General features: G+C 67.8%; 27 protein-coding genes and 1 tRNA gene. 10 read left to right on the forward strand and 18 right to left on the reverse strand.

Features of this window, described 5'->3' with window-relative positions:
- Positions 1-68: 68 nt before the first annotated feature.
- The 16 genes from coaE to pilM all read right to left on the reverse strand — a co-directional run bounded on the left by coaE (position 69) and on the right by pilM (position 16,295).
- Positions 69-668, reverse strand: a complete 600-nt coding sequence (coaE, locus tag VGI12_09530) for a dephospho-CoA kinase (GenBank protein HEY2432899.1) — start codon at positions 666-668, stop codon at positions 69-71.
- Positions 650-1,585: a bifunctional 5,10-methylenetetrahydrofolate dehydrogenase/5,10-methenyltetrahydrofolate cyclohydrolase gene (locus tag VGI12_09535; protein HEY2432900.1), complete on the reverse strand. Its 936-nt coding sequence runs from the start codon at positions 1,583-1,585 to the stop codon at positions 650-652. Before VGI12_09535 ends, coaE begins: the two co-directional genes overlap by 19 nt.
- Positions 1,566-2,609 (reverse strand): NAD-binding protein, encoded by a 1,044-nt coding sequence (locus tag VGI12_09540; protein ID HEY2432901.1) that lies wholly within the window; start codon positions 2,607-2,609, stop codon positions 1,566-1,568. Before VGI12_09540 ends, VGI12_09535 begins: the two co-directional genes overlap by 20 nt.
- Positions 2,610-2,618: 9 nt before the next feature.
- Entirely contained in the window at positions 2,619-4,094 is a 1,476-nt protein-coding gene (locus tag VGI12_09545) for an amino acid permease (protein HEY2432902.1), read from the reverse strand.
- Between the two features lie 51 nt (positions 4,095-4,145).
- The gene (gene thiE / locus VGI12_09550; protein ID HEY2432903.1) at positions 4,146-4,799 is read right to left on the reverse strand and encodes a thiamine phosphate synthase; all 654 of its coding nucleotides are present in this window, start codon (positions 4,797-4,799) and stop codon (positions 4,146-4,148) included.
- Positions 4,800-5,000: 201 nt separating this feature from the next.
- The gene (gene accC / locus VGI12_09555; protein HEY2432904.1) at positions 5,001-6,377 is read right to left on the reverse strand and encodes an acetyl-CoA carboxylase biotin carboxylase subunit; all 1,377 of its coding nucleotides are present in this window, start codon (positions 6,375-6,377) and stop codon (positions 5,001-5,003) included.
- A 28-nt stretch (positions 6,378-6,405) separates the two neighbouring features.
- Positions 6,406-6,918: an acetyl-CoA carboxylase biotin carboxyl carrier protein gene (accB, locus tag VGI12_09560; GenBank protein ID HEY2432905.1), complete on the reverse strand. Its 513-nt coding sequence runs from the start codon at positions 6,916-6,918 to the stop codon at positions 6,406-6,408.
- Positions 6,919-6,992: 74 nt separating this feature from the next.
- Positions 6,993-8,120 (reverse strand): Xaa-Pro peptidase family protein, encoded by a 1,128-nt coding sequence (locus VGI12_09565; protein HEY2432906.1) that lies wholly within the window; start codon positions 8,118-8,120, stop codon positions 6,993-6,995.
- Positions 8,117-8,839, reverse strand: coding sequence for a tetratricopeptide repeat protein (locus VGI12_09570; protein HEY2432907.1), 723 nt, complete (start codon positions 8,837-8,839; stop codon positions 8,117-8,119). The genes VGI12_09565 and VGI12_09570 overlap by 4 nt, the downstream gene beginning before the upstream one ends.
- A gap of 51 nt (positions 8,840-8,890) precedes the next feature.
- The gene (locus VGI12_09575; GenBank protein HEY2432908.1) at positions 8,891-10,174 is read right to left on the reverse strand and encodes a PKD domain-containing protein; all 1,284 of its coding nucleotides are present in this window, start codon (positions 10,172-10,174) and stop codon (positions 8,891-8,893) included.
- A gap of 13 nt (positions 10,175-10,187) precedes the next feature.
- On the reverse strand, positions 10,188-10,835 hold the full coding sequence (locus VGI12_09580) for a hypothetical protein (GenBank protein HEY2432909.1): 648 nt from the start codon (positions 10,833-10,835) through the stop codon (positions 10,188-10,190).
- 4 nt (positions 10,836-10,839) lie between these two features.
- Positions 10,840-13,308 carry a type IV pilus secretin PilQ gene (gene pilQ / locus VGI12_09585; GenBank protein HEY2432910.1) on the reverse strand — a complete coding sequence of 823 codons (2,469 nt, stop codon included), beginning with the start codon at positions 13,306-13,308 and terminating at the stop codon, positions 10,840-10,842.
- Positions 13,309-13,325: 17 nt separating this feature from the next.
- On the reverse strand, positions 13,326-13,967 hold the full coding sequence (locus VGI12_09590; protein HEY2432911.1) for a hypothetical protein: 642 nt from the start codon (positions 13,965-13,967) through the stop codon (positions 13,326-13,328).
- A 5-nt stretch (positions 13,968-13,972) separates the two neighbouring features.
- Complete coding sequence (gene pilO / locus VGI12_09595; protein ID HEY2432912.1) at positions 13,973-14,572, reverse strand: type 4a pilus biogenesis protein PilO; 600 nt, start codon at positions 14,570-14,572, stop codon at positions 13,973-13,975.
- Between the two features lie 38 nt (positions 14,573-14,610).
- Complete coding sequence (locus tag VGI12_09600) at positions 14,611-15,240, reverse strand: PilN domain-containing protein (GenBank protein ID HEY2432913.1); 630 nt, start codon at positions 15,238-15,240, stop codon at positions 14,611-14,613.
- Entirely contained in the window at positions 15,237-16,295 is a 1,059-nt protein-coding gene (gene pilM / locus VGI12_09605; GenBank protein ID HEY2432914.1) for a type IV pilus assembly protein PilM, read from the reverse strand. Before pilM ends, VGI12_09600 begins: the two co-directional genes overlap by 4 nt.
- Positions 16,296-16,550: 255 nt before the next feature.
- Between pilM and rplM the strand changes: the two genes are divergently transcribed.
- From rplM to VGI12_09640, 7 genes are all read left to right on the forward strand, one after another.
- The gene (gene rplM / locus VGI12_09610; GenBank protein HEY2432915.1) at positions 16,551-17,012 is read left to right on the forward strand and encodes a 50S ribosomal protein L13; all 462 of its coding nucleotides are present in this window, start codon (positions 16,551-16,553) and stop codon (positions 17,010-17,012) included.
- A gap of 15 nt (positions 17,013-17,027) precedes the next feature.
- The gene (gene rpsI / locus VGI12_09615; GenBank protein ID HEY2432916.1) at positions 17,028-17,411 is read left to right on the forward strand and encodes a 30S ribosomal protein S9; all 384 of its coding nucleotides are present in this window, start codon (positions 17,028-17,030) and stop codon (positions 17,409-17,411) included.
- A 35-nt stretch (positions 17,412-17,446) separates the two neighbouring features.
- Complete coding sequence (gene rpsB / locus VGI12_09620; protein ID HEY2432917.1) at positions 17,447-18,241, forward strand: 30S ribosomal protein S2; 795 nt, start codon at positions 17,447-17,449, stop codon at positions 18,239-18,241.
- A gap of 107 nt (positions 18,242-18,348) precedes the next feature.
- Positions 18,349-18,945 carry a translation elongation factor Ts gene (gene tsf / locus VGI12_09625; protein ID HEY2432918.1) on the forward strand — a complete coding sequence of 199 codons (597 nt, stop codon included), beginning with the start codon at positions 18,349-18,351 and terminating at the stop codon, positions 18,943-18,945.
- Between the two features lie 58 nt (positions 18,946-19,003).
- A complete protein-coding gene (gene pyrH / locus VGI12_09630; protein HEY2432919.1) occupies positions 19,004-19,720 on the forward strand; it encodes a UMP kinase in 717 nt (238 codons plus the stop codon).
- Positions 19,721-19,726: 6 nt separating this feature from the next.
- On the forward strand, positions 19,727-20,296 hold the full coding sequence (gene frr, locus VGI12_09635) for a ribosome recycling factor (protein HEY2432920.1): 570 nt from the start codon (positions 19,727-19,729) through the stop codon (positions 20,294-20,296).
- A gap of 33 nt (positions 20,297-20,329) precedes the next feature.
- Positions 20,330-21,505: a threonine synthase gene (locus tag VGI12_09640; GenBank protein ID HEY2432921.1), complete on the forward strand. Its 1,176-nt coding sequence runs from the start codon at positions 20,330-20,332 to the stop codon at positions 21,503-21,505.
- Between the two features lie 31 nt (positions 21,506-21,536).
- On the opposite strand, the gene VGI12_09645 is transcribed toward VGI12_09640, so the two are convergent.
- Both VGI12_09645 and VGI12_09650 read right to left on the reverse strand, forming a co-directional pair.
- On the reverse strand, positions 21,537-23,084 hold the full coding sequence (locus VGI12_09645; protein ID HEY2432922.1) for an acido-empty-quinoprotein group A: 1,548 nt from the start codon (positions 23,082-23,084) through the stop codon (positions 21,537-21,539).
- The gene (locus tag VGI12_09650; protein HEY2432923.1) at positions 23,081-24,199 is read right to left on the reverse strand and encodes a hypothetical protein; all 1,119 of its coding nucleotides are present in this window, start codon (positions 24,197-24,199) and stop codon (positions 23,081-23,083) included. Before VGI12_09650 ends, VGI12_09645 begins: the two co-directional genes overlap by 4 nt.
- A 40-nt stretch (positions 24,200-24,239) precedes the next feature.
- On the opposite strand from VGI12_09650, the gene VGI12_09655 reads away from it, so the two are divergent.
- The 3 genes from VGI12_09655 (at position 24,240) to VGI12_09665 (ending at position 25,858) form a co-directional block, all read left to right on the forward strand.
- Positions 24,240-25,109 (forward strand): TIM barrel protein, encoded by an 870-nt coding sequence (locus VGI12_09655; GenBank protein ID HEY2432924.1) that lies wholly within the window; start codon positions 24,240-24,242, stop codon positions 25,107-25,109.
- 92 nt (positions 25,110-25,201) lie between these two features.
- Positions 25,202-25,277 (forward strand) — tRNA-Ala (locus tag VGI12_09660).
- 266 nt (positions 25,278-25,543) lie between these two features.
- Complete coding sequence (locus VGI12_09665) at positions 25,544-25,858, forward strand: PadR family transcriptional regulator (GenBank protein ID HEY2432925.1); 315 nt, start codon at positions 25,544-25,546, stop codon at positions 25,856-25,858.
- Positions 25,859-25,892: the final 34 nt, after the last annotated feature.

The following is a 25,892-nucleotide window of genomic DNA, read 5'->3' on the forward strand; positions in this document are numbered from 1 at the left end:
CGCGAGTGAAACTGCCGTTCACCGGCGCACCGTCGGGCATGGCACAACGATCCGGGTCCGCTGCCCGATCAGGCGGTCGCTGCCTCGAGCGCTGTGTATACATCACGCACCTGATGGCTCGTCTGGTCGTGGCCGCGATCGGTCCAGATGACGTGCGTGGCGCGATTCACCTTCTCGGTGATCGGCCACTGCGCGGCAAGACGCGCGCGGGCGTCGCCGTCGGTCAGCCGGTCGCGCGCCATGACGCGGCGGACCTGTTCCTCGGGTCCGCACGCCGCGACGATGACCTGGTCGAAGTCGTGCTGATGCCCCGTCTCGAAGACGAGCGGAATATCCGCGACGGCAACGACGTGGGCCGACGGCAGGTTGGCGTACCACTCGCGGATGCGGCGGTAGACCTCGGGATGGACGATCGCCTCGAGCGCCGCCCGGGCCTTCGAATCGGCGAACACGATCCGGCCGAGCGCGGCGCGATCGAGCGCACCGTCAGCGGCCACCACGCCGCTGCCGAAACGGTCGGCGACTGCCTGCAACCCTGGCGATCCGGGCGCGACCGCTTCGCGGGCCAGCACGTCGGCATCGATCGTCGAGGCCCCCAGCGCGGCAAAGCGCGCGAGGCAGTAGGACTTCCCCGTCGCGATCCCGCCGGTCAGCGCAACACGGAGCAACGCGCCTCCGCGGCTGCGAGCGTATTCATCAGAAGCATCGCAATCGTCAGCGGCCCGACCCCGCCCGGCACCGGCGTCATCGCCCCGGCCCGTTCCGCGGCGTTCGGATGCACGTCGCCGACGACGATCGAGCCGCGGCGGTCGAAGCTCTCCAGCCGCTTCGAACCGGCGCCGAAGATCTTGTCGGCCAGCGCGCGGTCGGACACCGGCGTCGTCCCGACGTCGATCACCGTCGCGCCGGGCTTGACGAACTCGCGCGTCACGAACGCCGGACGGCCGAGCGCCGCCACGAGGATGTCGGCCCGCGCCGCGACCGCCGGCAGGTCCGGCGTCTTCGAGTGGCAGATCGTCACGGTCGCGTCGCGCTGCAGCAGCAGCATCGCCATCGGCTTGCCGACGATCTCGCTCCGCCCGATGACCACGGCGTGCTGGCCGCCGATCGCGATCCCCGAGCGATCCAGGATCTCGATCACCCCGGAAGGCGTGCACGGCTTCAGGTGCGCGCGCCCCTGCACCAGCTTACCGACATTGACGGGATGGAAGCCGTCGACGTCCTTAGCCGGGTCGATGGCGTCGAACACCTGCTGCGATGCGCCCTTGCCCATCGCTCCGGGTAGCGGCGACTGCACGAGAATGCCGTCGTGGGTCTCGCTGGCGTTCAGCCGCCCGACCAGCGCCAGCAGGTCGGCGAGCGACGCCGACGCAGGCAGGCGCTGCAGATCGACCCATAGCCCGGCCTCGGCTCCCGCCTTCACCTTGTTCCGGACGTACACGTCGGATGCCGGATCGTCGCCGACGAGGACGATGCCCAATCCGGGCGGGCGGCCGGTGCGCTCGGCGAACGCCCGCACCCGCGGCAGCGCCGCCGCGCGGATCGCCGCGCCGACGCCCGTGCCGTCAAGTAATCGCGCGCTCACGGGCACCATTCTTCGCCGCCGCCGCCGCTTCGAGCTCCCTGAGGTTGCTCCCGCGGCCGAGCACGACCAGGTCGTCGCCGGCCCGCATCACCATCTCGGGCTCGGGGTTGAAGTCCATGCGGCCATCCGCGTGGCGGATGCCGACAACGACGACGCCGAAGCGCTGGCGCACCCCGGCTTCGATCAGGTTGGACCCGTCGAGCGACGAGCCGCTGCCGATGTGCACCTGCTCCAGGTTCAGGTCCATGTTGTCGGACGATGTGGCCAGCTGTACGAAATCGACCACCGCCGGCCGCAGCGCGGTCTGCGCCAGCTGCACGCCGCCCAGATGGTACGGCGAAATGACGCGATCCGCGCCGGCGCGCTTCAGCTTGGTGCGGGCATCGTCGGTTTCGGCGCGTCCGACGATGAAGAGGTCGGGACGAAGCAGCCGCGCGCTCAGCACCGCATAGACGTTTTCGGCGTCGGTGCTGACCGCGGCGACGAGGCCGCGGGCGCGGCCGATGTGGACCCGCCGCAGCACGTCCTCGCTCGAGGCGTCGGCCTCGACCGCGACGAAGCCCTGCTCCATCGCCAGGTGCATCCGGTCGGGATTGCGTTCGATGATCACGAACGGCACGTTGTGGCGGGCGAATTCACGGGCGATGATCTCGCCCATGCGGCCGAAGCCGCAGATGATGAAATGGTCCTGCAGTTCGTCAAGCATGCGCGTCAGCCGCTTGCGTTCACGCCGTTCGGTCCAGTCTTCCGCCGAGAGCAGCGTCAGGAACAGCGTGAACGCGTAGAAGAACGTGCCCACGCCGGTCAGAAGGATCACCACCGTGAAGGCCTGTCCCGCGCGCGTGAGCGGGTGGACTTCCTCGTAGCCGACCGTGGTGATGGTGATCACGGTCATGTAGAACGAGTCCCACAGCGGCCAGCCCTCGATGAGCGTATAGCCGGCCGTCCCCACCGCCATCAATGCGAGGATGAGCAACGCCAGCAGGCGCCAGCCCACTCCCCACCATGGCTGCGGACGCGCCACCCCCGCGCCTCAGGCGTCCTTGAGGCGGCTGTGGCTGCGGCCGTACCCGAAGTAGAAGACCATCCCGATGATCAGCCACACGAGGAGCCGGGCCCAGTTCGTCCAGCCCAGGCCGTAGATCATCGCGCCACAGACGATCACGCCCAGCGTCGAGACGACCGGCAGCGCCGGCACCGTGAACCCGCGCGGTATGTCGGGCCGGCGGTTGCGCATGATCCATACGCCGATGCACACCAGGATGAACGCGAACAACGTACCGATGCTCGTCATTTCGCCGACGATGTCGCCGGGAATGAACGCGGCGAACAGCCCCGTGAACACGAAGAACACCAGGTTCGACTTGTAGGGGGTGCGGTACTTCGGGTGCACGTCGGAGAAGATCGCCGGCACCAGGCCGTCGTGGCTCATCGAATAGAACACGCGCGACTGGCCGAGCAGCATCACCAGGATGACCGACGAGAAGCCGAAGAGGATCGCCACCGTCACCGACTTCGACAGCCACTCGTAGCCGATCATGTACTTGGAGATGGCGAACGCCACCGAGGCCTCGCGGCCGGTCGAGCGGAAGTCTTCCACCGTCGCGACTCCGCTCAGCACGTAGGAGAACAGCACGTAGAGAATCGTGCAGACCACCAGCGACCCGAGAATTCCGATCGGCATGTCGCGCTTCGGGTTCTTGGCTTCCTGCGCCGCGGTCGACACCGCGTCGAACCCGATGTAGGCGAAGAAGACGACCCCGGCTGCGCCGAGAATCCCCATGATGCCGCCGTAGTTGTGCGTGACCCCTTCCGGCGTGGTGTAGAGCGCGGCCGCGGGCACGAGCGGCGTGTGGTTCGCCGGGTTGATGAAGCCCCAGCCGATCCCGATCACCAGCAGGACGATCGACACCTTGACGACGACGATCACCCCGTTGACGAACGCCGATTCCTTGGTGCCACGGATCAGCAGCGCCGTGAGCGCCGCGAGAATGAACACGGCCGGGAGGTTCATGATGCCGTGCACGCCGGTGTCGGCGGCACGCTCGAAGGGGGAATGCGTCCATTCGTAGGGAATGCGCGGCCCGAACCAGGCGATCACGCGATTGGCGTACTCACTCCAGGCGATCGCCACCGTCGCGGCGCCGACCGCGTATTCGAGGACCAGGTCCCAGCCGATGATCCACGCCACCAGCTCCCCCATCGTCGCGTACGAATAGGTGTAGGCGCTGCCGGCGACCGGAATCATCGAGGCGAACTCGGCGTAGCAGAGCCCTGCGAACGCGCAGCCGACTCCCGCCACCATGAACGCCAGGACCACCGACGGGCCGGCGCGGTCCGCAATCGCGGCCGCGGTGCGGACGAACAGGCCGGCGCCGATGATCGCTCCAATGCCGAGCGCCACTAGCGACAACGGTCCGAGCGTCCGCTTGAGCGTGCCTTCACCGGTCGCGGCGGCCTCGCTCATCAGGCGGTCGATGGATTTGACCCTGAACAGTGAACCAGCCACTACTCCCCCTTGTTGATGGTTGACGCTGCAGGTCTGGCGGAACCGGAGCGATTATACGCGACGTCCGGACAGGCTCTCGAGGAAGGCGCGGACGCGTGCGGCAGGGTCGTCGCCGGCCAGCAGATCGGAGATCACCGCGACCGACGCCGCGCCGGCGGCGATCACCGCAGGAGCCCGCTCGAGGGTGATGCCGCCGATCGCCACGATCGGCCGCCGGCGGGCGGCCGGCTCGCCGCCGAGATGGCGCACCGCGGCGCGTACGAAATCGAGCCCGCGGGCCGTGTAGCCGGTGTCCTTGGTGGCGGTGCCGTAGACAGGCCCGACGGCGATGTAGTCGGCGCTCGTCGCTGCCGCGGCGCGCACCTGCGCCTCGTCATGCGTCGACACGCCGACGATCGCCTCCCGCCCGGCGATGCGCCGCACCTCCTCGACCGGCAGGTCGTCCTGGCCGACGTGGACGCCCGCCGCGCCACTGAGGCGGGCGAGGTCGGCGCGGTCGTTGACGATGATCCGCGCTCCGGCCGGCCGTGCCAGCGCCACCGCCGCCTCGGCCCGCGCCAGCCGCGCGCCGCTCGACGGATCCTTGTCGCGAAGCTGCAGGAAACGGGCGCCCCCCTCGAGACACGCCGCGAGCACGGCGAGCGGGTCGACGCCGCGGGCGCGGCACAGATCGACGTCGACGATCGGATAGAGGGGAGGCAGCATGCTCGTGTGTGGAGGCAGGGCTGAAGCCCTGCGCTACGGCGGCTGACCGCGAGCGGCCCCTGTAGCACTCCCTGTAGCGCTCCTTGTCGCGCTCCCTGTAGCGCAGGCCCTCAGGCCTGCCTCCACAGCGTTGGTGTAGCGCAGGCCCTCAGGCCTGCCTCCACTGCGTTGGTGTAGCGCAGGCCTTCAGGCCTGCCGTTGTCACGCGGTCTCGGCCAACGATGCGCTGGAGGGCTTCTTCTCGACCAGGTAGCGCTCCATGAACGAGGTCGAGAGGCGCCCGGCGATGAAATCGGGCTCGGCGAGGATCTTCAGATGCAGCGGAATCGACGTTTTGATCCCTTCGATCACCGTCATCTCGAGCGTGCGCCGCATGCGCGCGATCGCTTCCTGCCGATCGCGGCCGTGGCAGATGATCTTGGCGATCATCGAATCGTAGTACGGCGACACGGTGCACTCCGAGTGCGCGAACGTGTCGATGCGCACCCCGGGGCCGCCCGGGACGCTGAACGCGTGGATCACGCCCGGCGAGGGCGCGAACGTCTCCGGATCCTCGGCGTTGACCCGGCACTCGATCGCATGGCCGCTGAAGGTCACGTCCCCCTGCTTGAACGACAGGCGCTCCCCCGCCGCCACCCGGATCTGCTCCTTCACGATGTCGACGCCGGTGATGAATTCGGTCACTGGGTGCTCGACCTGCACGCGGGTGTTGACTTCGAGGAAAAAGAAGTTCTGCTTGTCGTCGAGCAGGAACTCGAACGTGCCGGCATTGGTGTACTGGACGGCGCGCGCGGCGTCGACCACGGCGCTGCCCAGCTTGCGCCGCATCTTGTCGGTGACCGCGACCGACGGGCCCTCTTCGAGCAGCTTCTGGTGGCGGCGCTGAATCGAGCACTCGCGCTCGCCGAGATGGACGACGGCGCCGTGGTGATCGCCGAGCACCTGGAACTCGATGTGGCGCGGATGCTCGACGTACTTCTCGATGTAGACGTCGCCCACGCCAAACGCGGCCTCGGCCTCCCGCTGCGCGGTCTTGAGCGCTTTGGGCAGCTCCTTGAAATCGCGGATGACGCGCATGCCGCGGCCGCCGCCGCCCGCCACAGCCTTGATGATGACCGGCAGCCCCAAATCCTTCGCAACCTTGAGCGCCTTCTCCTCGCTCTCGATCGGACCGTCGCTCCCCGGCAGGATCGGCACGCCAGCCTTCTTCATCGCGCGGCGCGCGCGAGCCTTGTCGCCGAGCAGCCGGATGACGTTCGGCGAGGGACCGATGAACTTGATGTGGCACGCCTCGCAGACTTCCGCGAGATAGGCGCTCTCCGACAGGAAGCCGTAGCCCGGATGGATCGCGTCGGCGCCGGTGATTTCCGCGGCGCTGATGATCGCCGGTACGCTCAGGTAGCTTTCGGCGCTGCGCGCCGGCCCGATGCAGACGTCCTCGTCGGCGAAGCGGACGTGCAGCGAGTTCTCGTCGGCCTCTGAATAGACGGCGACGGTGCGGATGCCGAGCTCCCGGCAGGCGTAGATGACCCGGAGCGCGATTTCCCCGCGGTTGGCGATCAGAATTTTTTTGAACATGCGTCAGGCCGCAGCCGTGGATCCGTGGCTATCTGTGTCCATCGGTGGTCCTGATGGCGAACAAGCGCTCGCCATACTGGACCGGCTTGCCGTTCTCCACGTATACGTTCGCAATCTCGCCGTCGTACTCCGACGTGATCTCGTTCATCAGCTTCATCGCCTCGATGATACAGACCACCTGGTCCTTCTTGACGTGCTGGCCGATCTCCACGAACGACGCCGCGCCCGGCTCGGGCGAGCGGTAGAACGTGCCGACGATCGGCGACTTCACGACCGCGAGTTCGACCGTCGCCTCGTCGAGGTCGGCTGCCGCCGCAGCCGCGCTGGCCGCACCGGCCTGGGCCGGCGCCGACACGATGGCGAACGGACTCGCCGGCGTCATCGACATCGGTCCCCCCGGCGGCAGCGGCGCCGGATGGTAGGTCGGCACCACGCCCGCCTTACGAACGCGCAGCTTCAGGCCGTCTCGCTCGAGCTCGAACTCGGCGAGTTCGTGCTCGCGCACCAGCGCCAGAATCTTTTCGATCTCAGAAAAGTCCATTCCGCTCCGCTGCGGAGGTTGGGCCTCCGGGTAGTGGCCTTCCAAAACACTCGCCAACACCCGGCCGCCAACCCCTACCTAGTCAGTACCTCGCACCCACTCTCGGTCACCAGCACGTCGTCTTCGATGCGTACCCCGCCGACCCCGGGAACGTAGGCGCCGGGCTCGATCGTGAACACCATCCCGGCCTCGACGCGCACATCCGGAAGCCGCGGAGACGGCTTGCCGATGCGCGGCTCCTCGTGCACCTCGAGGCCCAGACCGTGGCCCGTGCCATGGCCGAAGGCCTCTCCAAGACCGTGTCGTTCCAGCACGCCGCGCGCAGCGGCGTCGATCGCGCTCGCCGCGACCCCTGGCCGGACCGTCGCCAACGCGGCCTGCTGCGCCTCCGACACCGCCGCGTACAAGCCTCGCAGCGCCTCGGAAGGGGCGCCAAGCTGAACCGTACGCGTAAGATCCACGCAGTATCCTGCGTAGACCCCCCCAAAGTCCAGCACCGTCGCGTCCCCAGTCTGGACCGTCCGCAGCGTCGGGCGGGCGTGCGGCAACGCGCTGTTGGGCCCGGACGCGACGATCGTCTCGAACGCCGGCCGGGAGAACCCGGCGGCGCGGAGCGCCTGCTCGATGTCTTCGGCGATCGCCCGTTCCGTGCGCCCCTCCAGGATCAGCGCGGTCAACCCGGAAGCGACCCGCGACAGCCGCCGGCCGGCTTCGCGGAGCGCCGCGATCTCCTCCGCATCCTTGATCACTCGCGCCTGCTCGACCAGCCGCTCGGTCGGTACCAGCACCGGCGTTGGCGCATGCGATCGCAACGGCAGCGGCGCGCGGGACGCCAGGCCGGCCGAGATCGCATTGAAGCGGCCGACCGGCAGGTAGGCAGCCTCGATGCCGACCCGTGCGACGCGTTCGCGGCCCAACAGCTCGACGATCGCCTCGTCGTACGAGCGCTCGACCGTGCCGATGCTGAGCAGATCGCCGAGTGAGGCGACCAGCGCCGACGCGGCGGTCACGTAGCGGAAGTCGACCACGAGGAGACACCGGCGCTCCGGCAGCACGATGGCGGTGCCGGCGGTGCCGACGAAGCCGGTCAGGTAGCGCAGATTGGGCAGGTGCGTGATCACCAGCGCGTCGAGCCCGGCCGCAGCCATGCTGCCGCGAACCCGGGCCAGCCGATCCGCGATGTGAGCTGGGTTCGGGGTCACGCGTGGCGCGCCGACTCGATCGCGCCAAGAAAGCGTTCGAGACGCACCAGCATGGCCGCGACGTAGGGATCGGGGCCGTCGGGCGCGACATCCCGGTCCGCGAAGACCGCCGCCTCGAGCGGGACCGATGGCGGATCGGCAGCCGCACGCGCGCCCGGCAGCGGCCCGGGCTCGGGCTCCTGCTCTGGGGCGGAGTCGGCCGCCGCCGGGTCGGTCCGGACAACGACGGGAGCCTCGAATGCGATGGTTGCGGCTTCGAACGCGATCGGCGGCGGCGCCGGCAGTTTGAGCGCGGCGGACAACATGTCGATCGGTTCGGCGGCAGGGGCCGGGGCCGGCACCGGCGGCGGCGCTTCGGCCTGCCGGGCCCGGCTTTCGGCGGCGAGCCGAATCGGCTCCTGCGCCAGCGCGTGGAGATCCGGATGCATCTCAGCCGATTGACCGAGCCGATCGTGGATTTGGGCGAGGCCGCGGATCGCGGCCAGATTCTCGGGTGCCGAGCGAAGGACCGTCTCGAGCTCTTCGCGCGCGGCCTCGAGCGCGCCCATCTCGATGAGCGCGCGGCCAAGCGTGACGCGCGCCGAGAGGTAGGCGGGATGCCGCTGAAGCCCGGTGCGGCAGGTTTCGATCGCCTCGTCGAACCGGCCGGTGCGGCGATACTCCTCGGCGAGCGCCGCGAAGGCGATCGACGCCGGGTCCGCCTGGACCCGGCGTCGCAATTCCTCTATCCGAGGGTTCTCCGGCACGAGTACGACTTTACCACCAGGCCGTCACGGATTGATCGTGATGGCCTTGGTGATGCTGCCTGTCTTACCGGCGCTGTCGGTGACCGTTAGCAGGACGTTGTAGGTCGTCGCCACGCCGCCCACGACCGGGAACGAGTGGTTGACGACCTGGCCCGTGCCCGAGCCTCCGTCGCCGAACGACCACGAGTAGGACACGATCGTGCGTCCACCGAACGGCTGCGACGGCGAGCCGTCGAAGGTGACATTCTGGCCGGCGCGCGGGGCCGACGGGTTGAAGGTGAAGTCGGGCGCCGGGTTGCCGTTCGTCACGGTGATCGCCTGCGACGTCAGGTCCGACTTGCGGCCGGCATCGTCGGTCGTCTTGAGGGTCACGGTATAGCTGCCGGCCAGCGGGTACGAGTGGGTCACGAGCGGACCGTCGGCGAGCGTGCCGTCGCCGAAATTCCACGCCCACGACGTGATGGTGTGGCCCGGCTCGGCCTGCGAGCCCGACGCGTTGAAGTTGATCTGTTGATCGATGATCGGGGACGACGGCGAAGTCACGAACGTGGCCGTCGGGATCTGTCCCTGGCCGATCGTCAGCGAGTGCGTCACGTTCTGGGTGCGGCCGAGACTGTCCGTGATCGTCAGCGACACGGGGAACGAGCCAGACTTGGTGTAGGTGTGGGTGACGTTGCGGCCGCTTCCGCTGCCGCCGTCGCCGAACGTCCACTGGTACGACGACACCTGCGCGGTGGCGTCCGCACCTGAGGCATCGACGACCGTCGCCTGGAACTGCGTCGGGTTGCCCACCGTCACGGTCGGCACGACGAAGTCGGGCTTCAGGGTACTCGGCGGCGCGCCGACGGCGCCGGGCGGCATCAGGCGGATCGAGGCCTGCACCGGATTGTTGTTGGCGAAGTCGGTGCTGAGCGGCGCGATGCTGATTGCCACGATCGTGCCGCTGTCCTGGTTGAGGACCGGTGCCGGTGGCGCCGTGTAGGTGACCGTGGCGCGGCCGGCCGCGTCGGTCACCAGGTTGCGCGCCGACAAGGAGCCGAAGTCGGTGACGGCGCCGCCGACGCTGATCTGCGCGCGAAGCGGCAGGCTGGCGTACGGCTGCCCGTTCGGCCCGAAGGCGCTGATCAGTACCAGCGATTGCGATTGCCCGTCCTGCGTGAGAATGTCGGGCGTCACCGTCACCTGGAGTGACGTGCCGTTGCCCGAGGGACCGCTCAACGCCGGCGCCGCCTGCTGATCGTGCACCGTGCAGGAGGACAGCGCGGTGAGCGCGCAGACGAACGGAAGAATGCGAAGTGATCGTGCCATAGCCATATCCGCCCTAGTCGCCCCAGTTGCCAAAATCGACGTTGATGCGGCCGACGACCGTGACGGCATTGCCGTTCTGGTCGCGCCCGTAGAGGGTCACTTCGGCGACCGTCGAGATCACCTGACCGTTGCCGCCCGCCAGCGCCGCGAGCGGCGCCTCCTGCTTGGCCTGAACGCGCACCAGCGTGAAGCCGACGCTGCCGGTGTTGGTGCCGGCCGGGCTGCCGATGGTCGCGCCGAGGCCGCCGTCGAATTCATACGGGACATCGACGCCCTGCACGTTGTGACCGTCGGAGCGGATGTACTTGACGTGATACTGCGTCATCGTCACCGCGTTGGCTGCTGACGGCGTCGCGAGCACGTCCTTCATCTGCAGTTCGAGCGAGGCCTGGCCGTTGTCGGCGAAGACCGTCGACACGCCGTTGACCATCGTGACCACGTCCGACGCCAGGTTGCCGCTGAACGTGCCGGAGTTCGCGCCGCCGCCCTTGGCACCCTGCAGGCTGGTCAACACCAGGTAGGCCGGCGAGTTGCCGGTGCGCACCGCGTCGCTGCACGAGGTCGCCGCGAGCGCGGCGATCACGACGCCGAGCAACCGGATCCGTCCGCCCCAGACAGCCTTGCCGCGGCCCGCGGCCTTCGTGTGTTCGAGATTCGACATGCAACTACCCTCGGAGGATGCGCGGCGTGATGAAGATCAACAGCTCGCGGCTCGAATCGGTGACCGAGTTGCGCTGGAACAGCCATTTCAGGATCGGAACGCGATAGAGGTACGGCGTGCGGTCGTTCGAGTCCGTCTCGGTGCTGACGAAGATGCCGCCGATCACGGTCGTGGCGCCGTCGTTCACCTGTACGGTCGTCGTCGCACGCTGTGTGTCGATCGGCGGAATGCCGTTGACCTGCCGGCTGAAGTCGGGGGTCTCGTTGGTCAGCGCGACGTTCATGATCACGGTATTGGCGGCGGTGATCTGCGGCGTCACGCTCAGCTTCAGCGTCGCGTCGCGGAAGCTGACCGCCACAGTGTTGTTGGCGACGGTCTGAATCGGGATCTGGACGCCCTGCGCGACCTCGGCCTGCTGGTTGTTCTGTGTCGTCAGCCGCGGCGTCGAGAGGATGCGCCCCTTGCCGGTGTTCTCGAGCGCGGTCAGGGCCACGTCGAGGTTGAACGCGCCGTTGATCGATCCGAGAGCCAGCCCGATCGCGGAGGTCGGCGCCGCCGCCGGCAGGTTGACCGCCGTCGCCGTGTCTGAGGTCGGCGTCGTCGACGGACGCGGATCGGTCGGCCCCTGGGTCCCGCCGACGCGGCCGCCGACCGATCCGTTGTTCGGGAAAGCCAGCCCGGTCGTGTTGCCGATCTGCGCGTTGGCGCGGCCGTTGAAGCCCCACTGGATGCCGAGCGCGCGCGCGAAGTCACGCGAGGTCTGCACGATGCGCGCTTCCACTTCGACCTGCGGCTGCGGTTTGTCGAGCGTGCCGATGAGCGACTGCGCGGTCTGCAGGTGATCGGGCAGATCCATCAGGATGAGCGTGTTCGTCCGGGTGTCGGTCTGGATCTGGCCGCGCGCCGACATCGCCGATTTCAGGATCACCGGGCCGAGATCGTTCGCCTTGGCGTAGCTCAGGTTGAAGGTGCGAACCTGCAGCTCGCCGGCGAGCGCCTGCTGGGCCTGGTAATCCGCCTGCTCCTTCTTCTCTGCGCTGAGCACCGCGATCGGCGCGATCCGCATGATGTTGCCGTCGACGGTGTAGCTCAACTTGTTGGAGCGGAGGATCTGCTCGAGCGCCTGGTCCCACGGCACGTCGGTGAGCACGACGTTGACACGCCCCTGCACCGCCGGGTCGATGATCATGTTGAGGCCGCTGATCTGCGAGAAGAGCCGCAGCACGACGCGCAGGTCGGAATCCTCGAAGTCGAAACTGACCGGCGGACCGGTGTACTGCTTCGGCGCGGTGCCGGGCACCTCCTGGGTCAGGGTCGGCTGCGCCCCCGGCGCCGGGGTCTGCGGGGCCTGCGTCTGCGGCGCCTGCGTCGTGGTCACGGGCGGCGGGAGCTGACGACCGGGAGACGACGATGCCGGCGCCGCCACCGCCGCAGGTGATCGCGGCTGCGGACGCGCCGCCGGGACGACCGGGACGGCGCCGTCGATTCGTTTGCCGGAATCCGCCGGGGCCGCCACCAGTGCGTCCACCGGATCCTGTGGCACGAGCGGCGCCGCGTTCGCCATCGCCTGCGCCATCGTCAGCACGTCGCCGTCGTTCTTTTCCGTTCTCTCCGCCGCGCTCGATCCGACCGGCGGCGCGACCATGATCGCTCCGCCGGCCTTCGGGCCTTCGAACACGACCGCGAGATCGCGCCCGTCGGCGCCCGTGCGCTCGACGTGATACGTGGCGGTCGGCGAAATCTCCATGACGACCCGCGTCAGCAGCGGATCCCGGCTGTTCAGCGCGACCCGCACCTGCTTGACGAAAGCGCCGTCGACGCTCGTCTTGCTGATCGAGCCGGGGGACACGTTCGGGAAATCGAGGACCAGCCGGCGCGGCGCCTCGTCCGACTCGGTCAGCGACGACGGCACGAGACGCCCGTTGCCGGAGAGCGTGACGGTGGTCGACGTGCGGGTATGGCTGGCATGGACCTTCTGAATCGTCGTGGCGGTCGCGACGGTCGTATCGTCGGAACCAGCGGCGTGGCGGACGTCCGTCGGCGTTCCGCCTTCACGCGCGGCGGCGGCGTGCGGCGCCTCGGGCTCGAGGTCCAGGCGGATCACGTTACGCGCGCTCCGCACCGTATAGGCGGCCGGCGAGGCCAGCGCGACGCGCACGCGGGCGAGGTCCTGTCCGTCGACAGCGGTTGCCTGCTCGAGGGTGACCCCGGCCAGCGGTCCGATGCGGGCGACCTGGGCGGCCGCGTCGGCGACGCGCACGTTTCGCAGATCGACGAGCACCGTCATCGGATCGGGGCGGCTCACCGCGTACGCGACCGGTTCGGTCGCCTCGATCAGCACCGCGGCCGTGCGGCCGGTCCCCTGCGACGACACACCGAGGAGGCGGACGCCGGGCGATGCCGCCGCGGCCGTCAGGCCTCCGCACAGCGCCGCCGCCAGCGTCGCAGCGGCGAGCTTCTTGATCAGTGTCATCTTTGTCTCCGCGCCCTTCACCGTGCCTCCGCCCGGATGGCTTTCCGCACTTCGCGCTGCTTCACCAGCGACAGCGGATCGTTGACGTCCTGGGTGAACACCACCTCGACGGCGGTGACGGCCTTGATCGCGCCGTCGAGCACCTTCTCGCCGGCGTGCCCGATGTAGGACTTGCTGTCGGGTGCCTGCAGCAGCGCCACGAACTCCCCTTTCGGCGTCTTCATCACGCCCTTCAATGTCAGCTCGTTGATCATGAGCCCCGGCAGGCCCTGCGGCCGCGCGCCAGTCGCTACCCCGTCGTTGCCACGGCCGAGCAGCGACACGAACGGATCGCGGCGTCCCGCCGGATCGTAGGTGTAGCCGGAGGCGGAGCCCGGTTGCGCGCCTGACCTAACTGGCGGGGCCGGGGCGGCCGGCGGTGCCGGCGGGACCTGTTCCGCAGGCTTCTGCCCTGACGGGGTCAGCGCTTCCGCGTTCTTCTGCTGGGCCGCTTCAGTCTTGGCTCTCGCGTCCTTCGCGGCGTTGATGGCGGCCGCGGCATTGGGGATCTGCGCCGCCACGACGGACGACCACGCGAACGCCGCGAGCGCTGCCGCGACAACACCGAGGCTCCCCTGCCAGATTCCCATTCTGTTGGCGCGATTCATCGTCAGTCTCATCGCCATCACCTCGCCGGCGGCGGGCCGCCGCGGCCGCCACGGCCGGCGCTCTCCTGGAGGACGAACGTGGTGGCGGTGAGTGTCGCGGTGATCGTGGAGTTGCTCGCCTGCACGGGCTTGGCGGAGATCGAGATGTCGCCGACGTTGATGATGCGCTGGAACTTGGCGACCCGATCGAAGAAGAGCGCGAGGTTGTGGAACGAGCCGTCGGCGATCAGCTGGTACGGCACCTCGAGGTAGAGCGGCTGCTGCTTCGTCGGCGCGGGGGTGAAGCGCAGCAGGGTCAGGTTCGACTGCGTCGCCAGCGCCTGGATGCGGCGCAGCGTGTCGGCGACGTCCTTCTGCTCGGGCAGCACGTTCTTCAGGGCATCGAGGCGCCGCTCGAGATCGGTCACCTGGCTCTGGAATTCGCCGAGCCGGCGCGCCGTCGCGACGCCCTTGTTGATGTCGGCGCGCAGATTGGTGAGGCGGCTGTGCTTCATCGCGATTTCGGCGCTGACCTCGGTCACGTAGTAGGTGTAGAAGCCGTAGACCGACAGCACGGCCATCACGACGAAGGCCCCGATCTGGGCGTACCACGGCAGCTTGCTGAGCGAGATATCCATCTAGAAGCGTTCCCTGTTCACTTCCGACAACGGCCAACTCATTTCGCCGGCGCGGCTCCGCGCGCGACCGGCGCCGGCGCCGGCGGTGCGTCCGGGTTGTCCGACGTCGCCCGCACCGTGAAGCGCACCAGATCGCCGCCCGGCGTCGGCTCCACGGTGCTGTCCACGATCTCGACCGGGCGCTTGAACCATCGGCTGGCTTCGAGATTGGCGACGAAATCCGAGAGCGCGGTCAGCGACGTCGTCTGGCCGGCGATCGAGAACTCGGCGCCGTGCTGCTGCATCGCGATCAGCCAGAGCCGATCGGGCAGCGCCTTGCTGACCTCGTCGAGGAGGTGCACCGGTCCCTGCTGGCCGTGGCGGAGCTGCTCGATGAGCGTGACGCGCTGCTGCAGCTGCGCCTTGCGCGTCTCGAACTTCTGCACCGACGAGAGGACGGTGCGGAGCTGGTTGGCTTCCACCTCGGCGCGGGCGATGTCGGTGTCGAGCCGCAGGTTCTCCTGGCGCAGCGCCCAGAACCACCAGCCGACGCCGACGACCGTCGAGAGCAGGATCAGCGCCGCGCCGATCGTCACGCGCTGCGCCGCGGTGACGATGCTGCCGCCGGCCGCGACCTTCTTCTTCGCCGGGGCGCCGCGCTCGCTGGCCAGCAGGTTGATGCGGATCATCGGTCACCCACCCGGCGGAGCGCCAGCCCCACCGCGACCGCCACCGTCGGCGCGATCTCCGACGGATCGATCTTGAACTTCTTGGCGTCGAACGCCACCTTCCTGAACGGATCGAACGTTTCGACCGGCGCCTCGAACCGCTCGGTGAGCATCTCGGTGAAGCTCTCGGCGCGCGACGCGCCGCCGCTCAGCACGATGCGGTCGATCTTTTCCGACGCCGCGGTCGCCTTGAAAAAATCGAAGGTCTTCTGGATTTCCAGCATGACGTTCTCGGTCACGGCGCGCAGCACGGGCCGGGCATCGTCGTAGCTGACGCCGTCGGCCGGCTGGCCGCGCTTGAGCGCGTCGGCGGTGTCGAACGGCAGGCTCAGTTCGCGCTGCAGCGCCTCGGTGTAGGCGTTGCCGCCGATCGAGATGTCGCGGGTGAAGACCGACTGGTCGCCGTGCAGGATGTTGATGTTGGTGGCGCTGGCGCCGGCGTTGAGGAGCACGATGACCGCGTTCCCCTCGATCCCGTAGTTGACCTCGTAGGCGTTCTGCAGGGCGAAGGCGTCGACGTCGACGACCACCGCGCTGCGCCCCGCCTGCGCGATGACGCCGGTGTAGTCGGCGATCTTCTCCTTCTTGGCGGCCACCAGCAGCACATCCATCGTGCCCTTGCCGGCGGCGGCGTCGCCCTTGTCGAGAATCTGGTAGTCGAGGTTGACGTCCTGGATGTCGAACGGGATGTACTGCTCCGCCTCCCAGTAAATCGATTCCGAGAGCTCCGCTTCCGACATGACCGGCAGCGAGATCTTCTTGACGATGACGGCGTTGCCGGAGAGCGAGGCGGCAACGTCGCGGGTCTTGATCCCGCGCCCGTCGAACAGCCGGCGGATCGAGTCGGCGACGGCGGTCGCGTCAATGATGGCTCCGTCGACAATGCTGTCGGGCGGCAGCGGCTCGGTGCCGAAGCCGGTGACGCGGTACGACTTGCCGACCGCCTTCAGTTCGACGGCCTTGACGGCCGCCGATCCGATGTCGAGCCCGACAAGCGCCTTCGCTCTACGAAACACAGTTCACCCCAGAGTCCATCGCGTGGTTTATCGGCTGGTCGAGGTTGCGAGATAGGGGAGGGCAAGCGAGGTGCCACTGCCGGTCCACGTTCAATTCCGGTAGATTCACGCAGATCTGGTATCGACGGCGGCGTGGCGGCCGTGGCACGGTTACGTCTTTGTCGGGTCGGTCACAATTGTGTAATCTTGACAACATGCCTAATTGGCGGTATCCTCTTGGTTTGCCGTCCTTTGAAAGGTAGAGAGAGGGATTCCATGCGTTCGTTTGTACCCACGGCCGGCCCCAACGGGGTCCACGTGGAGCGGCAGTGGCATGTCATCGACGCGGAGGGCCAGGTGCTCGGCCGCGTGGCGACCGAGGCGGCCCGGCTGCTGCAGGGCAAGCACAAGGCGATCTATACCCCGCACATCGACACCGGCGATCACGTGGTGATCGTGAACGCTGCGAAGGTGCGGTTGACCGGCCGCAAGGAAGAACAGAAGCTCTATCGCTACCACTCGGGCTACGAGGGGGGCGTGCGTGAAGAGCGCGCCAAGGACGTACGCGTCAAGCAGCCGGCGCGGATTGTCGAGGAAGCGGTGCGCGGCATGCTGCCGAAGACACGGATGGGCGAGGCCATGTGGCGCAAGCTGAAGGTCTACGCCGGCGGCACGCACCCGCACGCGCCGCAGCAGCCGAAGGAAAAGAAGCTTACCAGCAGGAGCGAGGTCGTATAAGTCGTGGCAGCAGCAATCCAGTATTACGGCACCGGCCGGCGCAAGACATCGACGGCCCGAGTATTCCTCAGACCCGGTAGCGGCGTCGTCACGATCAACCGGAGGCCCCTCGATCAGGCCTTCCCCACCGAAGCGCTCCGCACCCAGATCAGACGACCGCTGGCCATCACCGAAACGACCGACAAGTTCGACATCCTGGCCACGATCGCCGGCGGCGGCCTGTCCGGCCAGGCTGGCGCGCTGCGGCTCGGCATCGCCCGCGCGCTCGTCGAATACAACCTCGAGCTGCGGCCGCAGTTGAAGAAGGAAGGCTTCCTGACGCGCGACGCGCGCATCAAGGAGCGCAAGAAGTACGGACAGAAGGGCGCGCGCAAGCGCTTCCAGTTCAGCAAGCGCTAGTCATGGGCTCAGTGGCAGTGAATGATGGAGGGACTTTGAACGGGATCGCGCTGAAGGATCTACTCGAGGCCGGCGTCCACTTCGGACATCAGACGAAGCGCTGGAACCCGAAGATGAAGCAGTACATCTTCGGCGAGCGCAACGGGATCTACATCATCGACCTCGCCAAGACGGCCAAGCTGTTCAAGGACGCCGAACGGTTCATCCACGACCTGGCCGCCGAGGGGCGCACGATTCTGTTCGTCGGCACCAAGCGGCAGGCCCAGGATGCGATCGCGGAAGAAGCCCAGCGCTCCGGCATGTACTTCGTGAACCAGCGCTGGCTCGGTGGCCTGCTCACCAACTTCACCACCATTCAGCGCAGTCTGGCCCGGCTCCGCGATCTCGAGGCGATGGAAACCGACGGCCGCTACGAAACCGCGACCAAGAAGGAAATCGCCCAGTTCGAGAAGGAAAAGAAGAAGCTCCAGAAGAACCTGGAAGGCATCCGCACGATGAGCCGCCTGCCCGACGCCATCTTCGTGGTCGACACCCGCAAGGAGAAGATCGCGGTCGACGAGGCGCGCAAGCTCAAGATTCCGGTGATCGGCGTGGTCGACACCAACTGTGATCCGGACGAAGTCGACTACGTCATCCCCGGCAACGACGACGCGCTGCGCGCCATCCGCCTCTTCGCCAGCAAGGTCGCCGACGCGGCCATCGCCGGCCGCGGCATCGCCGACGCGAATCGCGGCGACGACGCCGGCGACGGCGACGATCGCGGCCGCCGTTCGCGTCCGAACCGCCCGGCGCCGCGCGCCGAAGCAGCCACGACACCGGCATCGGTCTAGGAACGGCAGCAGCCGTTCGATGAACGCCGGCCGAATCCCTGGCCGGCGTTTGTATGTACAGCGCCGCCGCAGCAGCAACCCAGTGGAGTGATAAGAGAATGGCGACTATGGCAATTACCGCAGACCAGGTGAAGAAGCTCCGCGACGCGACCGGCGCGGGGATGATGGAGTGCAAGTCGGCGCTGACCGAGGCCAACGGCGACTTCGAGGGCGCGATGACGCTGCTCCGCAAGCGAGGCCTGGCGACGGCGGCGAAGAAGGCCGGCCGCGCCACCTCCGAGGGGCTGATCGGCCACTACATCCACATGGGCGGCAAGATCGGCGTGCTCGTCGAGATCAACTGCGAGTCCGATTTCGTGGCGCGCACCGACAAGTTCCAGGAGCTGACCAGGGAGATCGCGATGCACGTCGCCGCCGCCAGCCCGACCTACGTCCGCCGCGAGGAAGTGCCCGCCGACGTGATCGCTCGCGAGAAGGACATCTACCGCGACCAGGTGAAGGACAAGCCGGCGCAGGTGATCGACAAGATCGTCGAGGGCAAACTCAACAGCTACTACCAGCAGTTCTGCCTGCTGGATCAGGCTTCGGTGCGCGACCCCAATGTCACGATCGGGCAGCTCGTGCAGGACGCCATCCGCATCCTGGGCGAGAACATCACGGTCGCGCGCTTCGTCCGCATGAAGGTGGGCGAACAAACGGCCTGAAACATCGGGTGATCGGGTGATCACCCGATTACCCGATCACCCGATATAATTGCGGGATATGACAGCGCGTTACGAGCGGGTCCTGCTGAAGCTCTCCGGTGAAGCCCTGATGGGGGAACACCAGTTCGGCATTGACCCCGCCGTGACGACCCAGATCGCCAAGGACATCGCCGAGATCCAGGGGCTCGGCGTCCAGGTCGGCGTGGTCATCGGCGGCGGCAATCTGTTCCGGGGCCTGGCGGCGAGCGCCAAGGGAATGGACCGGGCGACCGCCGACTACATGGGCATGCTGGCCACCGTGATCAACGGCCTGGCCCTGCAGGATTCTCTCGAGAAGAACGGCGTCACCACCCGCGTGCTGAGCGCCATCGAGATGCGCGCGGTCGCCGAACCCTTCATCCGCCGCCGCGCCGTCCGCCACCTCGAAAAAGGCCGCGTCGTCGTTTTCGCCGCCGGTACCGGCAATCCCTATTTCACGACCGACACCGCGGCGGCCTTGCGTGCGATGGAGATCAAGGCCGACGTGATCCTCAAGGGCACCAAGGTCGACGGCATCTATACCGCCGATCCGATGCTCGATCCGACGGCGACCAAGTACGAGCGCATCTCGTACATCCAGGTCCTCGGACGCGGCTTGAAGGTCATGGACGCGACCGCCATTTCCCTGTGCATGGACAACAAGCTGCCGATCGTGGTGTTCAACCTGCGCACGGCGGGCAACATCCGCCGCGTGATCACGGGCGAGACCGTCGGCACCACCGTCACCGCTGAATGAGGACATATGGACGTCAGTGATCTGAAGGGGCTGTTTGGCGAAGTCAAGACGCGCATGGACGGTCAGCTCGACCACGTGCGCCGCGAGCTTGGCGGCGTGCGCACGGGCCGCGCCTCGGTCAACATCCTCGACGCCGTGCACGTCGACGCGTACGGCTCGGCCTTGCCGCTGAACCAGGTCGCATCGCTGTCGGTGCCGGAGCCAACGTTGATCGTCGCGCAGCCGTTCGATCCGTCGCTGCTCGGCGCGATCGAAAAGGCGATCCGAGGCGCCAACCTCGGCCTCAACCCCGCCAACGACGGCAAGGTCGTCCGCATCCCGCTGCCGGCGCTCACCGAGGAGCGCCGCAAGGAGATGTCGAAACTGGTGCACAAATTCGCCGAGGACGGGCGCAACGGCGTCCGCCAGGTGCGCCGCGACGCGAACGACAAGCTGAAGAAGCTCCTCAAGGACCACACGATCTCCGAAGACGACGAGCGCAAGAGCCTCGACGAGGTCCAGAAGATCACCGACCAGCACGTTGCCCTGATCGACGACATCCAGAAGAAGAAGGACGCGGAGCTGCTCGGAAAGTAGCCGATCGGCGCCATCGCCCGTCGGCCTCCGCCAATGAGCTTCTTCACCGACCTCCAATGCAGCGTCCCCTGCAGCGCTGAGCGCTACGACGGGCGGGTGGAACAACACCTCTGCCCCACATGCGGCATGCCGCTGCTCGCCCGCTACGACCTGGCCGCCGCGCGCGCCTGGAGGCGGGACTCGCTCGCCGGCCGCGAGGCGTCGATGTGGCGCTATCGCGAGATGATGCCGCTCTTCGACGGCGAGCAGCCGGTATCGCTTGGCGAAGGCTGGACGCCGCTCATTCACTCGGCGAGACTCGGCGCGGCGCTCGGACTCCCCCGCCTCTTCGTCAAGGACGAATCGCTCAATCCGACCAACTCGTTCAAGGCGCGCGGACTGTCGGCCGCGGTGACCAGGGCGAAGTACCTCGGCGCCAGGACGCTGTCCGTGCCGTCGGCTGGCAACGCCGCGAACGCGATGGCCGCCTATGCGGCGGCGGCGGGCATTCCAGCCCGGGTCTTCATGCCGAAGGACGTCAAGGTCCCCTTCATCCGCGAGTGCGAGCTCTACGGCGCCGACGTCACGCTCGTCGACGGCCTGATCACCGACGCCGGCCGCGTCGCCGCCGAGCAAGGCAAGCCGCTCGGCTGGTACGACGTCTCGACGCTGAAAGAGCCTTACCGCATCGAAGGAAAAAAGACGATGGCCTACGAGCTGGGGGAACAGCTCGACTGGCAGTTCCCCGACTGGATCGTCTATCCGACCGGCGGCGGCACCGGCATGGTCGGGATGTGGAAGGCGTTCGAGGAAATGGAAGCGATCGGCTGGAAGCAGCCGGGACGCCGGCCGAAAATGGTCTCGGTGCAGGCCGAGCACTGCGCGCCGATCGTCAAGGCCTTCGACGAAGGCAGGGAACGCTCGGAGCTCTACCCCAACGCGCGCACGGTGGCCGACGGCCTGCGCGTGCCGAAGGCGATCGGCGACTTCCTCGTCCTGCGCGCGGTGCGCGAGAGCGGTGGCACCGCGCTCGCCGTCTCCGACGCCGAGATGGTGCGCGACATGAAAGAGCTGGGCGCGATGGAGGGGATCAGCGCGGCACCCGAGGGCGGCGCGGCGCTCTCAGCGCTCAAGCACTTGCTGGCCCGCGGCCTCGTCGCCTCCTCCGACACCGTGGTGCTCTTCAACACCGGCGGCGCGCTCAAGTACCTCGATGTGCTCGAGCGGTAACGATTCGCTCCGCAGTTGACGCGTCTGCGCGTCAGTCGTTCATCACGAACGCCCACAGCGTGTCGCCGGCGCCCACCACCACGTACTGCAGCCCGTCCATCTCGTAGGTGATCGCTCCGTTGCTGACCGGCGCGCGGAGGCTCGCGTGCCACAGCGGATCGCCGGTCGCCGCGTTCAGCGCGACGAAATTGCCGCTCGATCCGTCGCCCGTGAAGAGCAGGTTGCCCGCCGTGGTCAGGATGCCCGACATGCCGCCCCCTTCCCACGCATGGCTCCAGCGCACCTTGCCGGTCTTGTAGTCGACGGCCTGCACCTTGTACTGGGACCACCCGCCGCGGTCGGTGCCGCCCCATCCCTGCGGGTTGTCGCCCGGATCGTAGATGTACCAGACGCTGTAGGCCTGCGCCGCGCTGACGTAGAACAGCCCCGTCTGCGGATTGAACGACGGCGGCGGCCAATTCGCGGCGCCCCCCTGGTTCGGCGTCACCAGCGCGCCGGCGATCTGCGGGTTCTTGTCGGGGTTCGGGATCGGCTGTCCCCTCTCGTTGAAACCGGTGGACCAGTTGGTGTGCACGAACTCCGACGAGACGAGCGCCTTGCCGGTGGCGCGATCGAGGACGTAGAACTTGCCGTTGCGCGACGCCTGCGCCAGCAGCTTGCGCGGCTGCCCGTCGAACTCGCCGTCGAAGAGGACCGGCGTCTGCGTCGCGTCCCAGTCGTGCGTGTCGTGCGGCGACGACTGGAAGTACCACTTCATCGTCCCGTCATCCGGATTCAGCGCCACGATGCTGGCGGTGAACAGGTTGTCGCCCATCCGGTTCTTGAACGCGACGACCGGCTGCGGGTTGCCGGTGGTGACATAGATCAGGTTCAGTTCTTGATCGTAGGTGACTGGCTGCCAGGTCATGCCGCCGCCATGCTGCGCCGCCTCGAGGTTCGGCCACGACTCGATCCCGGCGTCGCCGGCCTTCTGCGGCACGACGTACCAGCGCCATTCGCGCTCGCCCGTCTCGGCGTCGTGCGATTCGAGATAGCCCGGCACGTCGAGATCGTCGCCGCTGACGCCGGCGATCACGTGGGTGCCGACGATGATCGGCGCGACCGAGGCGTAATAGTACTGATCGAGGTTGCAGAGATTCTTGCGCCAGCGCTCCTTGCCGTCCTTGATCGTCAGCGACACGAGGTTGCAGTCGCGCGTCTCGACGTAGAGGTAGTCGCCCTTGACGGCGGCGCCGCGATTGCCGATCGGAATGCCGCCGAGCGACTTGTTCTCCCAGTGCCAGATCTCGCGGCTGCTACGCGCGTCGATCGCCCAGACGTGGTCCGGCGCGGTGAGATAGATGACGCCGTTGATCATCAGCGGCGTGCCCTTGATCGGGCCGGCGCCAGGTGCGCTCAGGCGGTAGGTCCACGCCAGGCTCAGGTGCTGCACGTTCTTGTCGGTGACCTTGGTCAGCGTGCTGAAGCGGCGGCCGGTGTAGTCGCCGTTGTAGCTGGGCCACGCGTCGGTCGGCATCGGCTGCTGCGCGGCGAGCGCCGCCGAGGACAGCAGGACGGCGAGGAGCATGAATCGCTTCATTTCAGTGTCCAGAGATACGCGACGACGTCGTGGATCTGGGTGTCGGTGATGTGCTCGAGCAGCGCAACGTGCGCCGCAAATGGATCGTCCTTGACGACCTCGACGCCGGGCGCGCGGCGGAAGGTGCGGGGCTGCCCGTCTTCGGCGCGGAGCGTGACGTTGAAGTCGTCCATCTGGACGAGCTCACCGGTCACTGCCTGGCCAGACGGCGGCGTCACCGTGACGCGCACGACCGGTGCGGGCCGGCTGCCGGCGGCGCGGCGCGCGCTCACGACCCCCGCGGGGAACAGGAAACGCTGCTGCAGATTGACCGGCTCCGTGAAACGGCCGCCGATGCCGGCAAGGTCGCCAGTCGCCGAGTGGCAGTGCGCGCAGCCGCCCTCGCCGCTGAAATACGTGGCGCCCGCCTTCGCGTCGCCGACGAGGATGTTCCCCGGCTTGAACATCGGCGCGCCGCGCAGGGTATCGTTCAGGCGCGAGCGCAGGAGATGCGCGAAGAGCAGCACCTGCGTGTCGGTCGGCTCGAGAATCTTCCCCGACGGCAGCTTCGGATGTTGCGACCGCAGGTAGGGGCCGATCTGGCTGCCGTAGCGATCGCTCAGCACGAGCAGCGAGCGCACCAGGTTCGGTCCTTTCGGCGTCCCGCGCGCATCCTTACCGTGACAGACCGCGCAGTCTTCCGTCCACAGCGGCTCGGCGCTCTCGACGGCCTTCGCATCGACGATCGGCTTGTCGTCGGCGCCCGGCGACCAGCCACCGGTACTGGGAGCCGTCAGCCCGTACTTCTCCGACAGGAAGTCGACGACGGCCGCGAAGTCGTCCGGTGTGCCGCGGGCGCCGCGGCCGACCATGTTCTCGATCGTCGCTTCCCACTGCGCGCGGGTACGGCGGATGGCGACGACGTTCTCGAAGGGGTGACACTGCGTGCACAGGCGGCGCGCGGTCGCCTCCCGCGCGTCCGACCCGCCGCCGGTCGCCGGGGGACGGGCTACCTGCCCCGCCGCGGCGGGCCGCTGAGGAGCCGCTCCACGCTGCGCGCCGGCCGACGCCGTCAGCGCCACCACCCACATGCCCGCCGCAACCGGGGTCAGCACTCGCCTCGGGAAAGAAAACATGCGCGCCGATTATACTTGCCGCGATGTTGAAGGAGGATTCATGGCTACCTTGACCAGGCGCGAGGCGCTCGGCGCCACGCTGGGACTGACGGCATTCACGGCACACTCGTTTGCGCAGGGCACCACGCCGCCCGACGGACGCGTCGTCAAGAGCGGCCGCTTGAAACAGTCGGTGTCGCGCTGGTGCTACGGCAAGATTCCGATGCCGGAGTTCTGCGACGCCGTGAAGGCGATGGGACTGACGGCGATCGACCTGCTCGAGGAGCCGGAGTGGCAGGTGGTCGCCGACCATGGCCTCGTCTGCTCGATGGCCTATGCGGGCGGCGGATCGATCAAGGACGGCCTCAACTACACCCGCAACCACGACGCCATCGTCAAGGGCTTCACCGAGAAGATCCCGAAGGCGGCGAAGATGCGGATTCCCAACGTCATCACCTTTTTCGGCAACCGCATGGGGCTCGGCGACCCGGAGGCCAAGGCCAACTGCATCGACGGCTTGAACAAGGTGAAGAAGCTCGGCGAGGACAACGGGGTGACGATCTGCGTGGAGCTGCTCAACAGCAAGGTCGATCACAAGGACTATCAGGGCGATCACACCGCGTTCGGCCTCGAGATCGTCAAGGCGGTCAACTCGCCGCGCGTCAAGCTGCTCTACGACGCGTATCACATGCAGATCATGGAGGGCGATCTGATCAGGACGATCCGCGACACCAAGGACTGGATCGCGCACGTCCACACCGGCGGCGTGCCCGGACGGCACGAGATCGACGGCACCCAGGAAGTGAACTGGCGCGCCATCGCGCAGGCGCTGGTCGACGTCGGGTTCCCGGGCTACATGGCGCACGAATTCGTCCCGACGCGGGATCCGTTGACGTCGCTGCGGGAAGCGGTCGCGCTGTGTGACGTCTAGCGCCGGGAGGAAGATTGCGTGGGGCTTCGTTGCTCTCAAATGCAGGCAATGGTAGACTTACGCGTTCGCATCACTGCGCGGATCGTGAGTGGGGGCGCGTAGCTCAGCTGGGAGAGCGCTGCGTTCGCAATGCAGAGGCCGAGAGTTCGATCCTCTCCGCGTCCACCAACCGTTTCCGAAAGCAATTTCGCGATTTCAGCGGCCTCCACCTCGGAGGCCGTTGTCGTTTGTGGCGGGAGTGTGCCGCGCCGGCGGCGTGAACGTTCGACGCCGGGCATCCGGCTTCCGCTCAGTTCCGAATCGATCGCTTATGCGTAGTCGGCGCGCATTTCCACTGCGTCATGGCCCCACTGCCTGCGCACCACATCCGGATTGTTGACGACACTTCTGCGCCAAGTTCTTGACAGCAGTCTTACTATGCGTAAGACTGCTGCGTGCCAAGCCCGCGCGCCCGCGCGCCCCAGCTCTCGGCGAAGGAATCAGAGATTCTCGATCGACTCGCTCACGGCGAGGAGTTATACGGCCTGCAACTCGTCGCCACCTCGAAAGGACGCCTCAAGCGGGGCACGGTCTACGTCACGCTTGGGCGCATGGAAGACAAGGGCTTCGTCACTTCGCGCGCCGAGGAGGCGCCCGTCGGCGCCGGCGGCCTGCCCCGCCGTCTCTACGCGGCGACGCCGTACGGCCTCCGCGTGCTGAAGGCGTGGACGGTGATGCTGCAGCACCTGTCGCCGGAGCATGCGCGATGACGGGCGACCATCCCGTCCGCCGGTTCCTGGCCCG

The organism is Vicinamibacterales bacterium, assembly GCA_036496585.1.
Lineage (GTDB): Bacteria > Acidobacteriota > Vicinamibacteria > Vicinamibacterales > 2-12-FULL-66-21 > JAICSD01.

Excerpts from the sequence above, each read along its gene's own strand:
- tsf (HEY2432918.1), top strand. The coding sequence starts at position 18,349 with ATGGCAATTACCGCAGACCAGGTGAAGAAGCTCCGCGACGCGACCGGC.
- VGI12_09645 (HEY2432922.1), bottom strand. The coding sequence starts at position 23,084 with ATGAAGCGATTCATGCTCCTCGCCGTCCTGCTGTCCTCGGCGGCGCTC.
- accC (HEY2432904.1), bottom strand. The coding sequence starts at position 6,377 with ATGTTCAAAAAAATTCTGATCGCCAACCGCGGGGAAATCGCGCTCCGG.
- VGI12_09575 (HEY2432908.1), bottom strand. The coding sequence starts at position 10,174 with ATGGCACGATCACTTCGCATTCTTCCGTTCGTCTGCGCGCTCACCGCG.
- VGI12_09580 (HEY2432909.1), bottom strand. The coding sequence starts at position 10,835 with ATGTCGAATCTCGAACACACGAAGGCCGCGGGCCGCGGCAAGGCTGTC.
- VGI12_09590 (HEY2432911.1), bottom strand. The coding sequence starts at position 13,967 with ATGAGACTGACGATGAATCGCGCCAACAGAATGGGAATCTGGCAGGGG.
- VGI12_09640 (HEY2432921.1), top strand. The coding sequence starts at position 20,330 with ATGAGCTTCTTCACCGACCTCCAATGCAGCGTCCCCTGCAGCGCTGAG.
- thiE (HEY2432903.1), bottom strand. The coding sequence starts at position 4,799 with ATGCTGCCTCCCCTCTATCCGATCGTCGACGTCGATCTGTGCCGCGCC.
- frr (HEY2432920.1), top strand. The coding sequence starts at position 19,727 with ATGGACGTCAGTGATCTGAAGGGGCTGTTTGGCGAAGTCAAGACGCGC.
- VGI12_09600 (HEY2432913.1), bottom strand. The coding sequence starts at position 15,240 with ATGATCCGCATCAACCTGCTGGCCAGCGAGCGCGGCGCCCCGGCGAAG.
- pilO (HEY2432912.1), bottom strand. The coding sequence starts at position 14,572 with ATGGATATCTCGCTCAGCAAGCTGCCGTGGTACGCCCAGATCGGGGCC.
- VGI12_09655 (HEY2432924.1), top strand. The coding sequence starts at position 24,240 with ATGGCTACCTTGACCAGGCGCGAGGCGCTCGGCGCCACGCTGGGACTG.
- VGI12_09650 (HEY2432923.1), bottom strand. The coding sequence starts at position 24,199 with ATGTTTTCTTTCCCGAGGCGAGTGCTGACCCCGGTTGCGGCGGGCATG.
- accB (HEY2432905.1), bottom strand. The coding sequence starts at position 6,918 with ATGGACTTTTCTGAGATCGAAAAGATTCTGGCGCTGGTGCGCGAGCAC.
- rplM (HEY2432915.1), top strand. The coding sequence starts at position 16,551 with ATGCGTTCGTTTGTACCCACGGCCGGCCCCAACGGGGTCCACGTGGAG.
- pilQ (HEY2432910.1), bottom strand. The coding sequence starts at position 13,308 with ATGACACTGATCAAGAAGCTCGCCGCTGCGACGCTGGCGGCGGCGCTG.
- pyrH (HEY2432919.1), top strand. The coding sequence starts at position 19,004 with ATGACAGCGCGTTACGAGCGGGTCCTGCTGAAGCTCTCCGGTGAAGCC.